The sequence below is a fragment of the Nitratireductor sp. GCM10026969 genome (assembly GCF_042660605.1).
Taxonomy (GTDB): domain Bacteria; phylum Pseudomonadota; class Alphaproteobacteria; order Rhizobiales; family Rhizobiaceae; genus Chelativorans.
Genome location: NZ_JBHSUM010000052.1, coordinates 1 through 19,018, shown reverse-complemented (window position 1 = coordinate 19,018; position 19,018 = coordinate 1). Strand labels below are relative to the sequence as shown.

The window sequence follows — 19,018 nt, the reverse complement described above, 5'->3', positions numbered from 1 at the left end:
CCGGAATCGTCAATTTCGCTTGCGACGCCTTACGACGCCTATAGTGCGTCAACTCGCGAATGCTAGAGAAGCTGCCGAGGGATTGCCTCCACCCATTTCCGTTCCTGGATCAGCTTGTCGCCCTCCCACGCCCTCAATCGCGCCTCGATGTGGAAATGCGACGGCGAAGCGGTCAGCACGGTCTCGGTAACGCTGCGGATCCGCCAGTCGCCGCGCGACATTTCCCACGTCCACCCGATTTCGCCCCTGAGGCTCGCGTAATCGTCGCCGCGGAAGGAATAGCGTTCCGTGCCGTCGGAGGTGATTGTGAGATCGTTTTCGACGAGGCGGAACGTGCCCCCGCTGTCGCGAACCGTCAGCACCGTAGTGCCATCCGTGAGATCTTCGGTGAGGGTCCAGCCCTCCTCGGCTTTGGCGATCGTCTCGATATCGAGTGGGGCGGCGCCTTCGGGCCCGGCAAAAGCGACAGGTGCCCGGTCGTCCTGATCGGCGCTGCGCCTCGGGAGATCGAGGCGGCAATCCGACGGGTGAATGGTCAGCGTCGCCGGCTCGGGCGTGGGCCAGGCGACGGGAAAATAGCTGGTCGAGATCGCAAGCCGAATCCGGTGGCCGGCGGAGAAACGCTGGGCGACATGCTTGAAGGGAACGTTCACGCGGTACCGCTTGCCCGGCACCAACGCTTCGGGGGTCTCGTGGCTGTCCCGGTGCGTCAGGTTCAAAAGCCCGTAGCTGACGCGCGTCACGCTTCCCTCCAGCGATACATCGGAGAGCCGTACCGCGACCATAGCCACCGGCTTGTCGCTCTCAAACGCCAGTTCGAGTGCTGCGTCGCCGGCGATTTCCAGATCGTTTTTCAGCGGCTCGGTCTCGTAGACGAGGCTGCCGGCATCGTCGGCGCGCTGGTCCGCCGGCTGATCGCCGGGCGTGGCATAGGAGCACCATTTGCCGCCGCGGAGCCCGACCCATAGTGGCGAGCGTAGCGTGACCGGTGGCTCTTCGCCGCCCTTCTCCCGCGCCAACCGCCCTCCTCCCGAAAGGAAGAACGACTGGCGTTCGATATTGGGCGAAGGCCAGGCGGGTTCGCCGACCCAGCGCCCCGCGCGCACCTCATAAGAAGTCTGCGGCGGCGCGTGATCCTGCATGAACAGGCGCAGCATCGGCTCTTCCATAATGCCGGTATCGCGGCCTTTCAGCCAGCGATCCCACCAGCGAAGGCTCTCCTGCAGGAAACCGATCGCCGGACCGGGCCTGCCGATATGTGGATAGGTATGCGCCCACGGGCCGACCAGTCCCATCCGCGGGCCCGGCAAATTCTCCATCAGGCGGAAGACCGATCGACAATAGCCGTCGGCCCAGCCGCTGACGGCGAAGACGGGGCAGGTGATGGCGGAGTAATCCTCGCAGACGGAGCCGTGCTCCCAGAATTCGTCCCGGCGCTGGTGCTCCAGCCAATTCTTCAGCCACAGTCCGCTTTCCTCCAGCCGGCGGCGCCAGAGGTCCCGCCAGTTATCCGGCTTGTTGCGCGGGTCGGGCGGCAGCGTGTTGCGCCCGAACATGATCGAGGCCCAGGAAAGATTGTCGATGAGCAGGCAGCCGCCCATGTAGTGCACGTCGTCGGCGTAACGGTCGTCGGTGGAAGCGCAGCTGATGACAGCCTTGAGTGCCGGCGGGCGCATTGCGGCGATCTGCAGACCGTTGAAACCACCCCAGGAGATGCCGATCATGCCGACATTGCCGTCGCACCAGGGCTGGCGCGACAGCCAGTCGATAACGGCCGCCCCGTCATCGAGCTCCTGCTGCAGATACTCGTCGCGCATCAGCCCTTCCGAATCGCCTGCGCCCCGCAAATCGACCCGCACGACCGCGTAACCGTGGCCGGCGACGTAGGGGTGCATGACGATGTCGCGGGCGGCTGTCAGGTCGTTCTTCCGGTAGGGGATGTATTCCAGGATTGCCGGAACCGGGTTCTGCTCGGCATCGGCCGGAAGCCACATGCGCGCGGCCAGACGGCAGCCGTCGGGCATGGGAATCTCAAAATGGTCTACCGCGCGGATCGCGTGGGGAAACTCGTTTACGGTTCGCATTGTGTGCGGCAATCCTCTTATGGACGGCGCCACCCTGCGGCAGCTCAACCTTGCAGGCAATTTCGCGACCCTTCGCGACTTGACACTATTTCAGCGTCAAGTGCATTAGATGCATGCTCCGCGATCCACTCTCCGACAACCTCGCTTTCCTATGCAGCTACTATCCCTCGATCGCGTCCGTCTGCCGGCGCATCGGGATCAACCGTCAGCAGTTCAACAAATATCTGAGCGGTCAGACGGTGCCGTCCCGCCGTAACATGCGCCGGATCTGCGATTTCTTCGGAGTGAGCGAGAGCGAGCTTCTGCTCGATCACCGACGCTTCGCCGAGATCGCCGGGCTGAAGCGCCGGCCGATCGCCGGCGATGGGCCGACTGAGATATTGACACATATCGAGGAGCTCTACCGCGGATCGGGCGATCTCGGCCGCTATGTCGGCTACTATTTCCGCTACTTCTATTCGTTCGGCCATGCCGGCAAGATCATCAAATGCCTCGCTGCCATCTACGAGAAGGACGGGCGCTACTACTGGCGGAGCATCGAACGGCTGAAGCTCGATGGCCGCTACGGGGTCAAGACCTCGAAATACACCGGTGCGCTGTTTCTGCTTGGCGACCGCATCTTTGCGCTGGAATATGAGACGCTGCTCAAGAGCAGCATCACCCAGCTGATCCTCTATCCGAGCTACCGGACGAGCCTGACGTTTCTGATAGGCGTGCAGACCGGAATGCCGCTTTTGCGTGGACGCAAGCCTGCGGCATCGATCGTTCTCCTGGAATATCTCGGCAAATCCATCGATCAGCGCAAGGCGCTGAAAACGTGCGGGCTTTACGACGATACTGATCCGATGATCGATCCGAGCATCCGGTCGATGATCAGCAATCACGGCAAGCCAGACAGCTTCGTCCTTGAGACCGACGACGCATGATCTTGTTGGGGAGAGCTTCCAACCGCACGCCGTTGCGGCTGCAGCGATCCGCCTAGATCGATAATTGTACCACTGTCTACTGCGTCATGGCTGCCGTTCCTGGGCGTCCTGCGCGAACTGCATCAGTTCACTGTTGAATCGGTCCGCCTCCTCCACGAACGTCATGTGGCCGATGTCTGGATACCACGATGGGATGGCGTGCGGGCACGTCGCCACAATATGCTCGCCCATCACCGGCAAGATGATCTGATCCTTGTGCCCGTGGCTCACGAGGACGGGCACGGTCAGCGCCGCCAGGACATCATCGGAATCGATCTCGCGGGCGACCAGCGCCGCCCGTACCTTGGCAGATACGGCCATGTTCCAGCCCAGCGCAGTCTCGAACACATCCGCGGGCAAGGGCGTGGAAGTGTTGGCGCGCAGGAAACGTCGGATCGCCTCGATGTTGGTGGGCAGATCGTCGCTTGTGGCGCCGACGACGTTGTCAACGAAGCCGGGACCAATCAGAGTGCCAAGGGCCTCTTTGTTCAGCGTGACCACCGCGCCGACGAAGTTGATGCCCGCGATCTGGCCGGTCCCGTACGCGCGCAGATAATCGCCGACGACGAAGCCACCATAGGACCAGGCCACGAGCACGGGCCGGTCAAGGTCCAGTTGCTCGATCACAGCGGCGATGTCGTCCGCCCACAAGCGGGGCTGGGTGTAGTTCTCCGCTTCCAGCGGCGCCTCCGACATGCCGTGGCCGCGCAGGTCGAGGGCCACGAGACGGAACGCGTCCGCCAGTTCGCTTTCGTATTGCCTTTGCCAGCACAGATGGCTCTGCGACCAACCGTGAATAAACAGGATCGACGGCGCGTTCTCCTCGCCCCATTCGCGCACGTGCAGCCGCAATCCTGCGCCGCCCTTCACATCGTAAACCTTCATGATCGTGCCTCTTTCGACCAGTGAGTTGCTTGCTACCCGATCAGGGTAGACGATGGCCGTTGAAAATGCCGTCGGAGACACCGTTGAATATGTACGGCTCACCGTTGGAATTGGCGGATTGTGGGAGTGAAGGCCTCGCGAGGCTTGCCGAGGATGGGCAAGAGGCCAGGCCTCCGAGCGCTATGGCTGCGTCGTTTCCACGACGAACCGCTTTACTTCCCGGACCAACTGGGCAAAAGCCGGCTCTTCGGCGAGCAGGATGTGGTTGGCACTGTCGAGATCGACAAATCGTGCTCCGGGGATACCCGTAGCGAACTCTCTCCCGGAACTGAACGGAACGGCAGCATCGTCACGGGCATGCAGGACGAGCGTGGGAACCGTAACCTGCGACAGCAATCCCGCAACGTTGATCTCGCCGAAGGCCAAATGCAGCCGGCAGGCGTTTTCGGGCCGAACGGTGACGCGCTGCAACTCGTCGAACCAGTCCATCTGCTCTGGACTCGCGCCCGGTATGAGCGTCATCGTGAAGAGGCGCCGGAACACCGGATTGCTTTGTCCCCACCCTTCCCGCATCAGCGTCGTCATGGCCTCATGGGTCGCCACCTCATGGTCGTTCCCCCGTTTCTGCCACCCCTTGACGAAGCCTCCATAAAGGACAAGGCCGGATACCCGATCGGGATGCCGGACCGCATAGCGGACCGAAACCGCGCAGCTCTGCGACACGCCCAGAAGAGTGAAACGCTGCAGCCCCGCCGCATCGACCACGGTCTCGAGGTCCGAGAACATCGCCTCGAATGAGATATCGCCGACATCCCAATCTGACAGGCCGTTCCCCCGCTGGTCGTAGCGGATGAGAGTCATGCCGTCGGACAGCGCGTCGATCCAGTGGCACCACACCGGGCTTTCCCAGTCATACTGGAGATGCGACATCCAGTGGGCCGCACGCACGATCGGCGCGCCCTGCCCGCATACGGCATAGGCGATCCGCACGCCGTCAGGAGTGGTGTGGAAGCGGATCTCCTGAGGGCGGGCGGGAGTCATGGAGCCTGGCGTGGCGCCCTCCGGCAGCTGCGAGCTTTGCGGCATCACAGGCCGGCCAAACCGCGACGCGGCCTCCGCCGGGTACCAGGCCGGCACAGGTGGCACGGCGGCTTCACCGGGTTCCTCTTCGGTGAGGCTTTCGAGCATGGCCTGATAAATCGACCGTTTCTCGGGCCGATCCTGGAGCCGCTCTGCCAACCGCCGCAGAATCTCGATGTGCCATCGCCGCGCGATGTTCTGATGATAGAGCCGCCATGCCTCGAAGCTTGGGCAGCGCGGCAGGCAAAGGTCAGGCAGAAATTCTCCACGAGACGCCGCTACAAGCGCCTCCAGGTCGACCGTATCCAACGTGTTTATCTTTCCGGACCGGCAGCTGGACACACTCGCGAAGTCAAGGTCGATCATATCCGGATCGAGCAGAACAGAGTGACGGTCGGCGACCAGGCGCTTACAATCCGCAGTGTTGGTGAGCCGCCTCAGCTTGTGGAGGCTCCAGCGCAATGAGGCCCGCGGATCATCCGTAAGCCCCCAGAACAGGCTACACAGATGTTCGCGACGTTGCGGCCGTCCGACCACCGCCAGATAGGCTAAAAGGGCGCGTGTCTTTTTCGAGTGCGGCAGCGCCAAAGGCCGCCCGCCGCATCTGACACTCAGTCCGCCCAGGACTTCGATCTGAAGACGGGTAGCCATGGAGCCCCGGATCATCTTCGTGCGTGCTGTCAACATAGCAGCGACGCGATCGCCGCCACAACCTGTCACATCCCGACTTGCAGCTCTTCCGCTCGCCGGCTGGATGCCGACAGTTGCACAGGAGAACCACCCTGAGCGGTCATCCTCGAGCAGAAGACCGTCTTTGAAGCGCAGCGCCTCGGCGAAAGGCTGTTTGATTGTAGCACCATCGGCTCGGGAGGTGAGGTGAGGTGAGGTGAGGTGAGCGTGCACGTCATAAAGATCGTGTTATCAAAGTTCTCGGGTCGGTTCCGTACAGCGCCATGAACGCACGGGTGAAATAGCTTCGGCTCGAATGGCCGACAGATCCGTGTTTTTCCAGGAGGCATGCCGCGTGGTGCAGGCGAAGGTCGCGGAGAAAGGTCATCGGCGGCTGGCCAAAGTGACCATGAAGCGTAGCGCAAAGCCGGAGCGACTCATGGCCGGCGCCTGCGCGAGGCTGCGCAGCGTGTGCTCCTCCGCCGGGCGTTCCAGCATCGCCGCAAGCGCCGCGGAGAGCCGCTCGTCGCCGAAAATGCCATTTGGGCGTATGAGAAGCCGCTGCTGCCGGCATGCCCGCGGATCCACACCGGGATGATGACGGACAAGGTCAGGGCCATGGGCGCGCCTGGTTCATCCATCCCTGTAACGCTCCCACAGGAGCTTCAGCGCGATGGGCAGAAGCGTGATCCCACCGACCGCGACGGCTATGATCATCATGCGCGTGGGATCGGCGGTTATGAACTCCTTCCCGAAATAGGTGAGCAGGAAGCTGATCGGAACGACGCCGACAAGCGTAGCGACCGCGAAGCGCCAGAATGCGAGCGGCGTCAGCCCGGCCGCATAGCTGATGGCGTCGAAGGAAATGAAGGGAACAAGCCGCGAGGCGAAGACGATGGCCATCAGCCAGTTCTGCGACCGGTCCTTGCGCAGCAGGTCGAGGAGCGGCTCCACCCTCGACCAGTGCCGCATCGCTTCATAGCCGAAGATGCGGGCGATCGAGAAGGCGACGATCGCGCCGGCCTCCGCTCCCGCCACGACATAGATCGTGCCCAGGATGGGCCCGTAGACCGCACCGGCTACAAGAGCAATGGGGCCGCTCGGGATAGGGCTCAATATGATTGCCCCGGCAATCATCACGATAATCGCCAACGGTCCCCAGAAACCGAACCGCCGGACCTGGTCCTGCAGCGCCCGCTCATCGCCGAGGGTCTCAAGCGCGCCGGATTGCGACAGCCACCAGTACAGGACCGCCAGCGCGAGCACGACCACGGCCCCGACCGCGGCTTTGGTCAACGCGGTTCCACGGTGGCGACGGTCCGCCAACGGCCCATGCTCCTCTTCGGTGCAACTTCGCACCACGCTCCGCCTGCCGGTTATACTACCCCGGAAGCCGTTTGCCGACGCTGAAACGCCGGTATCGACGAGGCTTCGCGCCCGACGGCAAGCGATCGGTCGGCGGCTGTTCGGCGAACGGCATTTCGACCAGTCTCGGCAAGGTCACGTCATCGGGACTGCGATAGGCCGGCACGCCGATGTCTATCTCGCTCTGCGGCACGTCGAGCCTCAAAGTGCCATGCAGCCAGTCCCACAGCGTCAGGCCGCTCGACCAGTTGGAGTTGACTTCGTCCTCTATGATCGAGTGGTGAATGCCGTGCATTCGGGGCGTCACGAAGAACCGGGAGAGCCGACGCTCCAAAGGCAGCGGCAGCCGCAGGTCCGAGTGATGGAACATCACCGAGACGAGCAGAAATGTCTGCCACATCGAAAGCGGCCGCGGTGCGACGCCAAGGAGAGCCACCTGCGCCGCCCGATAGGGGACCGACAGAGCCATCTCGCCGAAATGGAACCTCAGCGCCGTTGAGGTGTCCATGTCGAGATCGGCGTGATGCACCTGATGGAAGCGCCAAAGGAACGGCACCCGGTGGACCATGATGTGCCAGAGATAGAGCGTGTAATCCAACAGCGCCACGGCCAGGACATTCTCGAGCCAAGCAGGGAGGCGAAATCGCTTGAGCAGGCCCCAGCGGCGACGCTGCACAAGTTTCGCGAGCGGATTGACGATCGGCCTTTCCAGCGCCTGGAGCGTGACGGCGCTCAGGGCCGCCACCGCTAGGTTGCGAATATTCCGCCTGACCTTTCCTTCCCGGTGCTCACGCAATGGCCGGCGCATTTCCGCCCATACCAGAAGCCCGAAAGCACCGACGACCAGCGCACCACTCACCCAACCCGCTATGCGCCTATCCTGCCCCATCGCCGATTTACCGGCCCCGCCCTGGTGCAGCCGCTGCGGCAGCGCCGCCTTGACTACCTCCGGCATCTGGTAAAACAGATATTTGGCTGCGACGGCCGCCTGCGCGGCGGAAGCCAAGGCAGCGGTGAGCGGGAGCCACGACCGCCGCCCGAACCGATCGGGCGGCCCGGCGGCGGCAAGGACCAGGTTCACGGCATGCATTGCAATTACAAGCGACCGGCCCGGCATGCCGTAGCGCCCGGCGATAATTCATCGCACGCCTGTCATCTTCCTGCAGGGAGCGGCGCAGATCGAGCGGGCTCAGACCTGGGCTGGTCAGGTCCATCAGATACTGTCGCATCACTCCTCCTAACCGCATGGCATGCCTCCAAAACACCCGGAATAGGACACCGGACAACTCACATCTCCAATCGGCCACCGACGTGCTGTATCGTCCAAATGCCACTGCGATCGTGACCAAGAACGGCGGATCTCCCAATTATGATCTAGGTCGCGGCAGTTCCGCACAAAGGCATGCGCGACCTTTCCCGCGACTCGATCACCAGCGGATCACCCAGCAGCAAGCGGTGAAAGGCTGGCGACGAGACGCTCGCTGGCGCCATCGGTCGAAGCTTCAAGAGAAGTGACAACCCCGGCTCAGGTATTCTTGAAGGGATCTTCCAGACGCCATCCTGATTGCGAAGGGTAGCAACAAGCCAAGCGCCTGCCCTCGGCATGGTCTCCGACACCATTGACGACGCGAACGGTCTTCTCGCCGCCTATCGCGGTGAGATCGGGGCCGTGCGGGCGTTTCCAACAGCCCGCCCGCTCAGATCGCCATGATGGGTTGTAAGACATCGCAACGCGACAAGCTTCATGCGATGCCGCCAGCGCGCCGGCGGACGGCGCGCTGGCGATCACGTCATGGCGGCTTCCAGCTGTGCTGCCGGCCCGACGCGGGCGGCACAGTATTTGAACTCCGGGATCTTGCCGAAGGGATCGAGCATGGGGTTCGTGAGCTGGTTGGCCGGGCTTTCGTTGAAGCAGAAGGGCATGAACACCATGCCGTCGGCGACTTCACGGTCGGCGCGCAGGACCGCCTCGACCGTTCCCCGTCGGGTTTCCACTTCGATGATATCGCCCGGCGTCAGCCCCTGCCTGGCGATCTCGCGCGGGTTCATCGCCGCGATCCCGTAAGGCTCGATCGCGTCCAGCACGCCTGCCCGGCGCGTCATCGCACCGGTGTGCCAATGCTCGAGCAGACGGCCCGTCGTTAGCACGAGCGGAAACTGCTCGTCGGGCACCTCGGCGGGAGGCAAGAGGTCGGCCGGTGTGATGCGGCCACGGCCGTCCGGCGTCGGGAAACCCTCGGTGAAGATGATCTCGTTGCCGGGCTTGTCTTCGGCATCGGCCGGATAGATGACTGAGCCCTCCCGCTCCACGCGCTCCCAGGAGATGTTGCGGAGAGAGGGCATCATGCTCGCCATTTCCGTATAGACGTCGGAAACCTGCTCATACTTCCAGTCGAGCCCCATGCGCCTGGCAATCTCGACGATCAGTTCCCAATCCTGCCTGGCCTCACCGGGCGGACCCAGCGCGGGGCGGCCGATCTGCACCTGGCGGTTGGTGTTGGTGTATGTGCCGATCTTCTCGGCGTGGGCCGAGGCGGGCAGAACCACATCGGCGTGCCACGCGGTCTCGGTCATGAAGATATCCTGCACCACCAGGTGGTCGAGCATGGCGAGCGCCTCACGCGCATGGGTCTGGTCGGGGTCCGACATGGCCGGATTCTCGCCCTGGATGTACATGCCCCTGATCTCGCCTTCGTGGATGGCGTCTACGATCTCCACGACGGTGAGACCCCGCTTGGGATCCAGTGTCTGGCCCCAGAAATTCTCGTACTGGCTGCGGATATCGACGGACTCGACCGACTTGTAGTCGGGGAAATACATCGGGATGAGGCCAGCGTCGGACGCGCCCTGGACGTTGTTCTGGCCGCGCAGCGGATGCAGTCCGGTGCCGGCTCTTCCCACGTGCCCCGTGATCAGCGCCAGCGCGATCAGGCAGCGGGAATTGTCGGTCCCGTGCGTGTGCTGGGAGATGCCCATGCCCCAGAAGATGATCGAGCGCTCGGACTTGGCGTAGGTCCGGGCGACGTCGCGCAGCACCTCGGCGTCGATGCCGCAGACTTCCGCCATCGCCTCGGGCGAAAAGTCCTTCACCTTCTCCTTCAGCGCCTCGAAACCCGACACATTGGCCTGGATGTACTGCTCGTCGTAGAGCTTCTCCTCGACGATCACATGGATCAGCGCGTTCAGCATGGCAACGTCGGTGCCGGGCTTGAATTCCAGCGCATGGCTGGCATGCCGCATCAGGTCCTGGCGACGCGGATCCATGATAATCAGCTTCTTGCCGCCTTTGGCCGCCTGCTTGAAATAGGTCGCCGCCACCGGATGGTTCACGGTCGGCCGCGCACCGATGATGACGATGCAATCCGCCTTGAGCGCGTCGTTGAACGGCGCCGAGACGGCACCGGAGCCGACCCCTTCCATGAGCGCGGCCACTGAGGATGCGTGGCAAAGCCGCGTGCAGTGATCGACATTGTTGGTGCCGAAGCCCTGCCGCACCAGCTTCTGGAAAAGGTAGGCCTCCTCGTTCGAGCCCTTGGCCGAACCGAAGCCGGCCAGCGCCTTGCCACCATGGGCTTTCAGAAGCGCGGTCAGGCCGCCGGCTGCACGTTCGAGCGCCTCTTCCCAGCTCGCCTCGCGGAAAACGGTGAGCGGATCGACGCCGCGCAGGTCGATATCGGCGGACTTGGGTGCGTCATCGCGCCGGATGAGCGGCTTCGTCAGCCGCTCGGGCGACATGACGTAGTCGAAACCGAAGCGGCCCTTGACGCAAAGCCGGTTCTCGTTGGCATAGCCGTCGCGGCCGTCGACCTGGACGATTTTGTTGTCCTTCACCGCCACCTTGGTCTGGCAGCCGACGCCGCAGAACGGGCAGACCGAATCCACCACCTTGTCGAAGGACTGGACGGCGCGGGTCTTGCCTTCCTTGTCCATCAGCGATTTTTCGTAGAGCGCGCCGGTGGGACAGGCCTGGACGCATTCACCACAGGTCACACAGGTCGAAAGGCCCATCGGGTCATGGATGTCGAACACCGGCACCGCATGATTGCCGCGGTTCGCCATGCCGATCACGTCGTTCACCTGCACCTCGCGGCAGGCGCGTACGCAAGCGCCGCAGGAGATGCAGGCATCGAGATTGACGGCGATCGCCGGATTTGTGATGTCGAACTCCGGCGCCAGATCATCTGAGGCGAATTTCGACCCCAGGCGATCGCTTCCGGAAATGCTCATGGAGGACGCCCACTCCCAGAAAAGGGACTGGTTGTCCGGCCCTTCCTCGGCGGGACGCATGTTGCTGGCCAGAAGCTCGAACACCATCTCGCGCGATTTCTCGGCGCGTTCGGTGTCCGTGCGCACGACCATGCCCTCGGCCGGCTTGCGGATGCAGGATGCGGCGAGCACGCGCTCGCCGTCGATATCGACCATGCAGGCGCGACAATTGCCGTCCGGCCGGTAGCCGGGCATATCGACGTGGCACAGATGCGGAATGCGCGTGCCTTCGCGCTTGGCCACTTCCCAGATGGTCTCGTCTTCGGCGGCGGTGACAGTCTTTCCGTCGAGCGTGAAGGTGATCTTGCTGGTCATGTCAAAGATCGTCCCGGAAATGAGTCAGAAGGTGGGTGACCGGATTGGGCGCAGCCTGGCCCAACCCGCAGATGGAGGCATCGCGCATCACCATTTCGAGATCGTGGATGGCATCTTCATCGGGCTTGCCTTGCTTCTTCAGGAGCGTGACCATTTTCTCGGTACCCTCGCGACAGGGCGTGCACTGGCCGCAGCTTTCGTGCTTGAAGAACTTCAAGAGGTTGACCGTCACGTCCTTGATGTTGTCCGCCTGCGAGAAGATCACGACCGCGTGCGAGCCGACGAAAGCTCCCTGCTTGGCGAGCTCGCCGCCGAAATCGAGCGGAATGTCGCCCATCGAGGCCGGCAGGACACCGCCGGAGGCGCCGCCCGGCAGATAGGCCTTGAACTCGTGGCCTTCGGCCATGCCGCCGCAATAGTCGTCGATCAGCTCGCGCACGGTAATACCGGCCGGTGCAAGCTTTACCCCCGGCTCGCGGACACGACCCGAAACCGACCAGGAACGGAGCCCCGGATGCTCGGGCCGACCCTGTTCGGCGAACCACTCGGCGCCCTTCTCGACGATGTCACGAACCCACCACAGCGTCTCAACATTGTGGTTGAGCGTCGGGCGGCCGAACAGGCCGGCCTCGGCGATATAGGGCGGGCGATGGCGCGGCAGGCCGCGCTTGCCCTCGATGCTCTCCAGCATCGCGCTTTCCTCGCCGCAGATATAGGCGCCGGCCCCCCGGCGCAGCTCGATGAAGCCGGGCGTTGCGATGCCGGCTTCTTCCAGTGCGGCGATCTCGGTGCGCAGGATCTGCAGGACCGCGGGATATTCGTCACGCATGTAGAAATAGATGCGCTCGGCTTCGACCGCATGGGCGGCGATCAAGGCGCCCTCCAGCGTGCGGTGCGGGTCCGTTTCCAGATAGAAGCGGTCCTTGAAGGTTCCCGGCTCGCCCTCGTCGCCATTGATCGACATCAGTCGCGGGCCGGGGAAGGAGCGCACGATCCCCCATTTCCTGCCGGCCGGGAACCCTGCCCCGCCCAGACCACGCAAGCCCGCATTCTGCATCGTCTCGATGATTTCGTCGGCAGGGGTCTCCCCTGCCCTCACCTTCCGCAGAAGCTGGTAGCCGCCCGAAGCCTTGTAAGCGTCGAGCCCGATATAGTCGGGAACCGCAACCCCCACATCGCCCGAACGCGCCATTTCGACGAGCGCATCGGCATCGGCATGATCGACCTCGCGGTCACCGATGCGTGCTGCCGGCGCGGTGGCGCAGCGGCCCATGCATGGCGCACGCACCACGCGGACATCCTGCGGATCGACGGATGCGGAAAGCTTCTCCAAGAGGGTCTCGGCTCCCGCCAGCATACAGCTTATGGAATCGCAGACGCGGATCGTGAGAGGCGCAGGCTTCGCCGCGCCTTCCTTCACGATGTCGAAATGGTCGTAGAATGACGCGACCTCGTACACCTCGGCCTGCGACAGACGCATTTCCTCGGCGAGCGCCCGCAGATGGGGCGCAGAAAGGCAGCCGTATCGATCCTGGATCAGATGCAGGAACTCGATGAGCAGGTCGCGACGACGCGGTTGAGGTCCAAGAAGCGCCCGGACCTCATGCAACGCGGCTTCATCGATCGCACGCCCCTTGGGGCCACGATCGCGGCCGCGCCGATCTTGAAGTGCGTCTGCCCGCCCGCCGCGGGAGGAGTTATTCCTCGCCAACTCGGCAGTCACACCGGAACTTCCACTGTCGCGCAAAGACGTTCCTCCTCATTCACCTGCAAACCGGTTCGGTTTTCCTCCGTCCGCGAACCGTATACTGACCCCAACACTTAACAGAACCGGAGGTTGTCGGGGAACTGTCTTTATGGGTCCGTTCGCCTCTCGATCAGGAAGATTATACGCTCTTCATCGCGCGTAATGTCCTCAATGCGATCTCCCGTTTCGCTAATAAGATTAGGGATATCGACGGCTGCGAGTGGATCTGTGCAATGGACCTCAAGCCGGTCTCCCCTCTTGAGCCTGCCCAGTGCCCTGCGCGTTTTTAACGCAGGCAACGGGCACATCAGCCCCGTCAGGTCAAGCTGGATGGTGGCCATGCGCCTTGGCACGACGAAGGGCGTGCCCTCCGGCCTTTTCGCACGGGTTCCGAACGGTCCTATCGAGCATGCTTTCCTCCTTGCCGCCTCGCGTTCCTGGACGAGGCGAAACTTGCGTGGACCTAGAGGCAATATCCCGAAAGCTGCCACTTTGTTCCATATCTGGCATTTTGTATTCCAGAGGCGCTGCGTGTCAACCGGTAACTTTCACGGCGACGCAACACGCGACGCGCAATGGGCGGAAAACCACCTAGATCAGGTTCGAATAAGCGATGAAACTGACCGTTTGGCCCGCTTCGATCCCAGTGCGTTCCTCGTCGAGTTCGACAAGGCCGTCCGTTTCGACCAGCGACGAAAGAAGACCCGCACCTTCGCGCGGAAACTTCACCGCCTCGAACGAACCGTCCTCGGCCCTGCGCAGGCTGGCTCGGACATATTCGCGCCGGCCCTTCTTCTTGCGGTAGGAGAAGGCGGCGCGCACGCTTATCGGAAGCTGGGGTGGCAGCTGCGCTCCGGCAAGGGCCAGAATGGCGGGACGCGCTATGTGGGCGAAGGTGACGAAGCTCGCCACCGGATTTCCCGGCAGTCCGATGAACGCCGCTCCCCGAATCACGCCCATCGCGACGGGGCGGCCGGGCTTGATGGCAACGCGCCAGAAGACCAGCGAGCCGACCTGTTCGACGCTCTTCTTGACGTAATCGGCCTCACCGGTGGAGACCCCGCCCGAGGTGAGAATCATGTCGTGCGCCGCAGCAGCGGTCAGCAGGCTTTCGGCAATCGCATCGGGGTCGTCGCGGAGGATGCCGAGATCGGTGACATGGCAGCCAAGCCGCCCCAGCATGGCGATCAGCATGAAACGGTTGGAATCGAAAAGCTGCGTCGGGCTGCGCTGCCGGCCCGGCGCGACGATCTCGTTTCCCGTCGAGAACACCGCAACGCGTATGCGCCGGCGGACGGTGAGCTCGGACAGGCCCATGGCTGCGGCGAGCGCGACATCCTGGGGGCGCATGCAATGGCCGGCCCGCAAAACGGTCTTTCCAGCGATGATATCCTCGCCTGCGGGGCGCACATTGGCGCCCTGTTTGAGGCCGGGCGGGAGAATCGCCCTCCCGGTCTCGTCCAGGCGGACATCCTCCTGCATAAAGACCGTGTCGGTTCCCTCGGGCATTGCGGCACCGGTGAAAATGCGCACGACCCGGCCCTCGGGGACCGGCGATCCCGGCGCCATGCCGGCCTCGAGCCTGCCCGCGAGGGGATAAGCCCGTTCCCCGGTCTGCGGCAGATTGGCGCCGCTGACGGCGTAACCGTCCACCGCGGAATTGGTGAAGGGCGGCAACGCTAGCGGGGCCATCACGTCCTCGGCAAGGACACGCCCGTCGGCGGACCCGAGCGAGACGGTCTCAGTCTCCTCCACCGCTTGCAGACGCGAGGTGAGGAGCGCGACCGTTTCGTCGACGGATTTCAGCGGCCCGCCGAAAGCAAAGCAGTCGTCAGAAAGTTGCGCCATCCTGATCTACCGTTTCCATGTGCGCGCGCCGATCGACGTTGGACGTATTCGCCCGCTACTATAGGAACGAAAGGCTGACGCGCGAGCGTTTTCATGCGAGTTTGGCAGCAAATCCCGATCGCTGCGGCGACGAACACCCATTCTGCGAGAGCGTCATGCATAAGATCAAGAGCCACGTCAGCGTGGTCATGCCGGATCCGGAAAACCCGCGGCTGACCGAGCGGGTCAGCGGCATGGACCACATGGGAAACCCGGTGGAAGTGAGCGTTCCGGTCGAGCGTGCGTTGACCCTCTATCTGAATTCGCAGGAGATCGTCACCATGATGACGATCAACGACTATCCAGAATATCTGGCGCTCGGCTATCTGCTCAACCAGAACATGCTCAAGCCGACCGATATCGTGACCGGGATCGACTATGACGACGACCTTCAGGTGGTGGTCGTGCGCACCGGAAGCGGAACCAATTTCGAGCAGAAGCTGAAGAAGAAGACGCTGACCTCGGGCTGCGCCCAGGGCACCGCCTTCGGCGACCTCATGGAGGCGCTCGAGACCATCAGCCTGCCCGAGGCCGAACTGCGCACCTCCTGGCTTTACCGGTTGACCCGCACCATCAACACCACGCCTTCGCTCTATCTGGAGGCGGGCGCCATCCATGGCTGCGTGCTCTGCAAGGAAGACACGCCCATCTGCTACATGGAGGATGTCGGGCGCCACAACGCCGTCGACAAGATCGCCGGCTGGATGTACCAGAACGGCGTCGATGCGGGCGACAAGATCCTCTATACGACCGGCCGGCTGACCTCGGAAATGACCATCAAGACGGTGCGCATGGGCATCCCGATCCTCGTCTCGCGCTCCGGCTTCACCGCCTGGGGCGTGGATCTTGCGAGGCAAGCCGGCCTGACGCTCGTCGGCCGCGCGCGTGGCAAGAGGTTCGCCGTCCTGTCGGGCCAGGAGCGGATCGTCTTCGACGACGATCCGGCTGCCGTCGAGGAGGAACCGGCGCGCATTCAACGCAAGGCCGGCAGACATGACGATTGAGCGCCCCGCAACGGTCGGCGTCATCCTGGCGGGCGGGCTCGCCCGGCGCATGGGCGGCGGTGACAAGCCGATGCGGGAGATCGGCGGACGCGCCATCCTCGATCACGTCATCGCCCGCCTCGCGCCGCGATGCGATGGACTCCTGCTGAATGCCAATGGCGACCCGGCCCGTTTCGCTCGTTTCGGCCTGCCGGTTGTCGCGGACACGGTGGAGGATTATCCTGGCCCGCTCGCCGGCGTGCTTGCCGCGCTCGACTGGACGGCCGGGAACCGGGCGCAAGCGGAATGGGTCGTGAGCGTTGCCGGCGACTGCCCGTTCCTGCCGCGCGATCTCGTCGCGCGCTTCCACCAGGCGCGGATCGCGGACGACGCGCAGCTTTGCGTCGCGGCATCGGCGGGCCGATCGCACCCGGTGATCGGACTTTGGAGCGTCGCTCTCAGGCACGATCTGCGCCGGGCGCTTATGGAAGGAATGCGCAAGATCGACCGCTGGACCGCCAATTACCGGCTCGCGACCGTTTCCTGGCCTGCCGACCCCTTCGATCCGTTCTTCAACGCCAACACGCTGGACGACCTTGCCGAGGCCGAACGCCTCGCCCGGCTCGTCGAGCAATGAGGGTCAGGCCCGACGGAACCTGTTCAACCGGCCCGATTTCGTGCATTGCCGCCAATCAACAGGGTTCAGGGCCCGGGGGCTAGCGTCCTTCCGCATAGCGCTTCAAACGCTCGTCAAGCGTGCCTGTATGCAGCTCGAACATGTGGTTATCGTCGTCATAGAAATAGATCGATTGCCCCTCGCCAGACACGCGTGACCGCCCTTCTCGGACCTCCAGGCCGAGTCCACGAATGCGTTGCAAATGGTCCTCGTATTGCTGGTCGGCGATCTTGAAAGCAACGTGGTTATAGGTCCGTGTCGGAAGCGGCTCGCCTTCCATCGCTGCAACCCAGATCGGCTCCTCTCCTTTTCCAATGAGGAAAAAGCGCTCCTTGGAAAGGGAGAAGCTCTCCGAACCGCTGTCATAAACCTTGCGGGCGTCGAAGACTGTTGTGAGAATTTCCTGCATACGATCGAGGTCGCGGACAATGAAGGTGATGTGACTGAGGCCCTGAACCAAATCTTCCTCCTGCCTTAATGTGATGCGCTTTCGGAATCACAGGCACTTGATGAAGAAGAATGACCGGGGATTGCAGTCTGTTCTAGGGTCTCAAATCGCCTCTCCCGCAATCGACCTGCGGAACCCCGCCTCCTCCAGCGCCTTTCCGCCCTCTTCCGATTGCAGCGCCGCGAGAAAGGCCGTGACGGCAGGCCGGTCCTTCCGTGACGTGACCAGCGCGAAATCATAGTGCTCCTCGGCAAGCGGAATGAAGCCGAGCCCCGCTCCCTCAGCAACGGGCTCGATGGTGACCCCCCAGTCCGCGCGCTTTTGCGCGACCGCCGCCGCCACCGCGTTGTGCGAGCGGGGCTGGTTCCAATAGCCGTCCGGCCGGGCCCCACCGAGCAGGGAATCGATTAGGATGCGCGTCCCCGCGCCCTGGTTGCGGTTGACCATCAGGCAGGTCGGATCGCTGAGCGCCGCGCGCAGGGCCTCCTGCGCATCCAGCCCCTCGAAACGATCGTCACCCGGGCGGTAAACGATGCCTTGCATCCGCCGCCAGCCGGGCACCAGTTCGAGCCCGGGCTCCAGGAAAGGCTCGTTGTAGCGCCCCGATTTCTCGTCCATGAGATGGATCGGCGCGAGGTCGCATTCGCCCCGGCGCGCCGCCGCAAGCCCGCCAAGGCTGCCGACGGCGAGAATGCGCACGGTGTGTCCCTCTGCCACGAGCGGCGCCACGATGCGGTCGAGGCCGGTGCAGTGGCTGCCGATGATGACGAGGTCCGGCACCCGCACCTGCGGCGTGAAAAGCGTTACCTGGGCCCTGCTGCCCGACGGCATGTGATCGGCCAGCGCTTCGATGCGGATGAAACCGTCGGCCTGGGCGAAGGAGGTTATGGCGCCCGAGCCCTTGCCGGTCGGATAGGCAACGAGTTCCCCCTCCTCTGCCTTGACCAGCGACACCATGACGAACTCGGTGCGGCCGAGCTCGGAGGCGATGCGCAGCGGCACCCGCGCCGTCACGCGCATATCGGCTCTGGGCGGCAGGCCGGCCATCCGGCGCAGGACCGGAGCGATCATGTCGTGAAAGGTGAACATGGCCGAGGTCGGGAATCCCGGCAGGATGACCACCGGCTTGCCGTCGCACACGGCAAGGCAAAGCGGCTTGCCCGGCTTCAGCGCGACCCCATGCGCGATGATGCCCGGCTTGCCGAGCCGCGAGACGATGCGGTGGCTGACATCGCCCGCGCCCTTCGACGTCCCGCCCGACAGCACCAGCATGTCGTTTTCGGCCAGCGCCTGCCGCATTGCGGCTTCCAGCCGTGCCTCATCGTCGGGAAAACTGCCTAGGAACGCAGCCTCGCCACCGTTCTCGGCAATGGCGGCCGTGACGATTGCCCCATTGGTGTCGTAGATGCCGGCGGAAGGCAGCGGCGCGCCAGGCTGGACGAGCTCGTCGCCAGTCGAAAGGACGGCGACGCGCGGCTTCCGCGCCACCGGGACGGAGGCGATGCCGCATGCGGCGAGCATGCCGATCTCGCGGGAACCGATCACCGTACCGGCCCGCAGCAGGACCTCGCCCCGGGCGATGTCGGAACCGGCGTAGGAAACGAACTGGCCGGGCGAGGCGCTGCGCCGGATCTCGATGGCGCCGCCC

At 63.7% G+C, this 19,018-nt stretch carries 14 protein-coding genes; 3 read left to right on the top strand and 11 right to left on the bottom strand.

From position 1 onward, the window contains the following. Positions 1-62: 62 nt before the first annotated feature. The gene (locus tag ACFP9U_RS12610; protein ID WP_378621852.1) at positions 63-2,084 is read right to left on the bottom strand and encodes a CocE/NonD family hydrolase; all 2,022 of its coding nucleotides are present in this window, start codon (positions 2,082-2,084) and stop codon (positions 63-65) included. A gap of 113 nt (positions 2,085-2,197) precedes the next feature. On the opposite strand from ACFP9U_RS12610, the gene ACFP9U_RS12605 reads away from it, so the two are divergent. Continuing rightward, a complete protein-coding gene (locus tag ACFP9U_RS12605) occupies positions 2,198-3,010 on the top strand; it encodes a helix-turn-helix domain-containing protein (protein WP_378621850.1) in 813 nt (270 codons plus the stop codon). A gap of 84 nt (positions 3,011-3,094) precedes the next feature. Here ACFP9U_RS12605 and ACFP9U_RS12600 read toward each other — a convergent pair whose 3' ends face one another. From ACFP9U_RS12600 to glp, 8 genes are all read right to left on the bottom strand, one after another. Further along, a complete protein-coding gene (locus ACFP9U_RS12600) occupies positions 3,095-3,934 on the bottom strand; it encodes an alpha/beta fold hydrolase (RefSeq protein WP_378621848.1) in 840 nt (279 codons plus the stop codon). A gap of 180 nt (positions 3,935-4,114) precedes the next feature. Then, positions 4,115-5,602, bottom strand: a complete 1,488-nt coding sequence (locus ACFP9U_RS12595) for an alpha/beta fold hydrolase (protein ID WP_378621846.1) — start codon at positions 5,600-5,602, stop codon at positions 4,115-4,117. A 714-nt stretch (positions 5,603-6,316) separates the two neighbouring features. Continuing rightward, positions 6,317-6,979 (bottom strand): TVP38/TMEM64 family protein, encoded by a 663-nt coding sequence (locus tag ACFP9U_RS12590; RefSeq protein ID WP_378621844.1) that lies wholly within the window; start codon positions 6,977-6,979, stop codon positions 6,317-6,319. 85 nt (positions 6,980-7,064) lie between these two features. Then, on the bottom strand, positions 7,065-8,129 hold the full coding sequence (locus ACFP9U_RS12585) for a sterol desaturase family protein (protein ID WP_378621843.1): 1,065 nt from the start codon (positions 8,127-8,129) through the stop codon (positions 7,065-7,067). A gap of 704 nt (positions 8,130-8,833) precedes the next feature. Further along, the gene (gene fdhF / locus ACFP9U_RS12580; protein WP_378621841.1) at positions 8,834-11,629 is read right to left on the bottom strand and encodes a formate dehydrogenase subunit alpha; all 2,796 of its coding nucleotides are present in this window, start codon (positions 11,627-11,629) and stop codon (positions 8,834-8,836) included. Position 11,630: 1 nt separating this feature from the next. Beyond that, positions 11,631-13,238, bottom strand: coding sequence for an NAD(P)H-dependent oxidoreductase subunit E (locus tag ACFP9U_RS12575; RefSeq protein ID WP_378621839.1), 1,608 nt, complete (start codon positions 13,236-13,238; stop codon positions 11,631-11,633). A gap of 245 nt (positions 13,239-13,483) precedes the next feature. Next, a complete protein-coding gene (locus ACFP9U_RS12570; protein WP_322452562.1) occupies positions 13,484-13,717 on the bottom strand; it encodes a sulfurtransferase TusA family protein in 234 nt (77 codons plus the stop codon). Positions 13,718-13,967: 250 nt separating this feature from the next. Further along, positions 13,968-15,224 carry a gephyrin-like molybdotransferase Glp gene (gene glp, locus ACFP9U_RS12565; RefSeq protein ID WP_378621836.1) on the bottom strand — a complete coding sequence of 419 codons (1,257 nt, stop codon included), beginning with the start codon at positions 15,222-15,224 and terminating at the stop codon, positions 13,968-13,970. A 155-nt stretch (positions 15,225-15,379) separates the two neighbouring features. On the opposite strand from glp, the gene fdhD reads away from it, so the two are divergent. Both fdhD and mobA read left to right on the top strand, forming a co-directional pair. Then, positions 15,380-16,267, top strand: a complete 888-nt coding sequence (gene fdhD, locus ACFP9U_RS12560; protein WP_378621835.1) for a formate dehydrogenase accessory sulfurtransferase FdhD — start codon at positions 15,380-15,382, stop codon at positions 16,265-16,267. Next, positions 16,257-16,883 (top strand): molybdenum cofactor guanylyltransferase MobA, encoded by a 627-nt coding sequence (mobA, locus tag ACFP9U_RS12555; protein WP_378621833.1) that lies wholly within the window; start codon positions 16,257-16,259, stop codon positions 16,881-16,883. The genes fdhD and mobA overlap by 11 nt, the downstream gene beginning before the upstream one ends. Positions 16,884-16,962: 79 nt before the next feature. On the opposite strand, the gene fosX is transcribed toward mobA, so the two are convergent. After that, positions 16,963-17,382: a FosX/FosE/FosI family fosfomycin resistance hydrolase gene (gene fosX / locus ACFP9U_RS12550; protein ID WP_378621831.1), complete on the bottom strand. Its 420-nt coding sequence runs from the start codon at positions 17,380-17,382 to the stop codon at positions 16,963-16,965. A 90-nt stretch (positions 17,383-17,472) separates the two neighbouring features. Beyond that, a partial coding sequence (locus tag ACFP9U_RS12545; RefSeq protein ID WP_378621830.1) for a molybdopterin biosynthesis protein occupies positions 17,473-19,018 on the bottom strand: 1,546 nt, incomplete at its 5' end.